At 29.7% G+C, this 2109-nt stretch carries 2 protein-coding genes and 1 pseudogene; all 3 read left to right on the forward strand.

The annotated features are described in order from the left end of the window. On the forward strand, nt 1-1118 hold a 1118-nt coding region (locus tag ACH2BP_RS02160; protein WP_395056571.1), incomplete at its 5' end, for a M14 metallopeptidase family protein. 77 nt (nt 1119-1195) lie between these two features. Continuing rightward, on the forward strand, nt 1196-1675 hold the full coding sequence (locus tag ACH2BP_RS02165) for an Lrp/AsnC family transcriptional regulator (RefSeq protein ID WP_066082003.1): 480 nt from the start codon (nt 1196-1198) through the stop codon (nt 1673-1675). Nucleotides 1676-1772: 97 nt separating this feature from the next. After that, a pseudogene (locus ACH2BP_RS02170) lies at nt 1773-2109 on the forward strand (phosphoenolpyruvate carboxylase); the annotation flags it as partial.

A 2109-nucleotide genomic window follows, 5' to 3' on the forward strand; every position in this document is an offset into this window, starting at 1 on the left:
AATCTATACAAGGTCGTTACATTACTTTAGATTCAATTGAACCTTTATTGCAGAAATTAAACACTAATAATCAGCTTAAAATTGTTGGTGAATCAGTGCTTGAAAAACCAATTTATACTTATCAAATTGGGGTTGGAAAAATCAAAATTTTTCTTTGGTCGCAAATGCATGGAAACGAAGGCACGACAACTAAAGCACTTTTTGATTTTTTAAACGTACTAAACAGCGATTCTGAATTAGCGAAAAAATTACTGGAAGCATTCACTTTTTGCTGTATTCCAATGTTGAATCCAGATGGTGCCGAGTTGTATACTAGAGAAAATGCGAATAAAGTTGACTTAAATAGAGATTCTCAAAATCTATCTCAGCCAGAAAGCAAGGTTTTAAGAGCTATTTTCGAAGATTTCGCTCCTCATTATTGTTTTAACCTTCATGATCAGCGTACTATCTTTGGTGTTAGTGATACGGGTAAACCGGCGACCTTATCTTTTTTAGCGCCTTCTTATAATGAAGAACGCGAGATTAATGATTCCAGATTGAAAGCAATTGACTTGATTGCAGGAATAAATGATGTTTTGCAACAATATTTACCGGGTCAGATAGGGCGTTTTGATGATTCTTTTAATATTAATTGTATTGGAGATACTTTTCAATTTTTAGGCGTCCCCACTTTATTGTTTGAAGCGGGGCATTTTCAAGGTGACTATCAAAGGGAAGAAACACGAAAATATGTTTTTATGGCGTTAGTTTCTAGTTTTACGATACTTAGCGAAAACGATATAGTTAGCAATGGAATCGACAAATATTTGAATATTCCTCAAAATAAAGTCGTTTTTTATGATTTTATGTATAAAAATATCAAGATAAATTATGATGGTATTGAAATAATCACCAATTTTGCATCACAATACAAAGAAGAATTAATTGAAAATCAGATTTATTTTAATGCCTACATAATACAAGTAGGTGAATTAGAAAATTATTTTGGTCATTGTGAATTTGATGCTAAAGATGCGCTATATAAAGATGACTATAGTGGATTTCCGAAAATAAATCAAAAAGCTGATTTTTATTTAGATAATGACATAAAATTTGTTAATGGAATGATAAAAATATAATTTTAATGTCGTTTTGTTGTTTTTTATGTATATTTTTATACTTTGTAAGAGTTATTAGTAATAAAAATTAAAGAATTATGAGTAAGTTTCGTTTAGATGAAGTAGATCACCAGATATTAGACATGTTAATAGATAACACAAGAGTTCCATTCACGGATATCGCAAAAAAATTGCTTATTTCTGCTGGAACTGTGCATGTCAGAGTTAAAAAAATGGAGGATGCAGGAATTATAATGGGATCTTCTTTAGTTCTTGATTATGATAAATTAGGGTATTCTTTTATTGCTTACGTTGGTGTTTTTCTTAATAATACATCTCAAACGAAGTTCGTTTTAGAAAGAATTAATGAGATTCCTTATGTGACTGTTGCTTCTGTAACAACAGGTAAATTTAATATTTTCTGTAAAATTAGAGCTAAAGATACAAAACATGCTAAAGATGTGATCTTTATGATTGATGATATTGATGGTGTTTACAGAACTGAAACTATGATTTCTCTAGAAGAGAGTATAAATGATAAGAAGCGGTTAATGCATACTATTTTTAAAAATATGTAATTAATCTTGAATGCTATATTTTAAAATATAACCTCAAGTTAATTCTTGAGGTTTTTTTTATAACAAATTTTCCTATTAAACCAAACACAACTAAATTATGTACACACTACCAAAAATCGAACGTTTCAATCAAGACGTTCTTTCGAAATACCACATTTACAATAGTGTTTTTATAACATTGCCTTTTGATTCCATTGATAATACAGGTGTTTTACTTCCTTTATTTACAGATGTTTGCGATACTGGTTTTAAAAAACAAGAGACTCCAAAAGAAATTGTAGATTTTTTTGCTAAAAGATATTTGCATAACGCTTCAGAAACGGACAAAATTGATTTGATGTTTCGTTTTATTCAATACATTGAACGCCAAATAGTTTTATTTGATGCTATTGAAGATGCCGCATTTCCGGCTGTTAATAATATGGAAGGAAGAG

The sequence above is a fragment of the Flavobacterium sp. genome (assembly GCF_043756175.1).
Classification (GTDB): Bacteria; Bacteroidota; Bacteroidia; order Flavobacteriales; family Flavobacteriaceae; genus Flavobacterium.